This window comes from Streptomyces sp. AC627_RSS907 (assembly GCF_019049165.1).
This window is the reverse complement of the sequence record NZ_JAGMUE010001036.1, coordinates 1-617: the sequence shown is the minus strand read 5'-3', so window position 1 is coordinate 617 and position 617 is coordinate 1. Positions and strand designations below refer to the sequence as shown.

Below are 617 nucleotides of genomic sequence, written 5' to 3'. Positions count from 1 at the left end.
ACATCCGCATGATCGGCATGTTCCCGCCCGGCGACGACGGCAAGGTCACGGCGCGCTCCACCTCGCCGTGGCGGAGCATGGTCGAGGACGCCAGGTCGGCCGCGTACGAGGAGCTCCAGCCGGGCGACGAGAAGCGGTTGTTCTACACGCGCAAGCCGTGGAAGCGCGTGATCGTCATGTTCGCCGGGCCGTTCATGAACCTGGTGCTCGCCGTGGTGATCTTCATCGGCGTGATGATGACCTTCGGCGTCAACACCCAGACCACCACCGTCGGCTCCGTCTCCGAGTGCGTGATCCCCGCCTCGGCCAACACGGACACGTGCCCGAAGGACGCCAAGGACTCCCCGGCCAAGGCGGCGGGGCTCGAGCCCGGCGACAAGATCGTGGCGTTCAACGGTCAGCCGACCCCGGACTGGCAGACGCTCCAGCGTGACATCCGCGACACCACGGGGCCCGCCACCATCACCGTGGAGCGGGACGGGGCGCACAAGACGCTGCAAGCCGACCTCATCAAGAACAAGGTCGCCAAGTCGGACGGTGACGGCGGCTACGTGAGAGACGAGTACGTCACCGCTGGCTTCCTCGGCTTCGCGCCCGCCACGGGCGTCGTCCAGCAG

Annotated in this window: 1 protein-coding gene; it reads left to right on the top strand. The window is 67.9% G+C overall.

Features of this window, described 5'->3' with window-relative positions:
• On the top strand, window positions 1–617 hold a 617-nt coding region (locus KUM32_RS40115), incomplete at both ends, for a M50 family metallopeptidase (protein ID WP_217146642.1).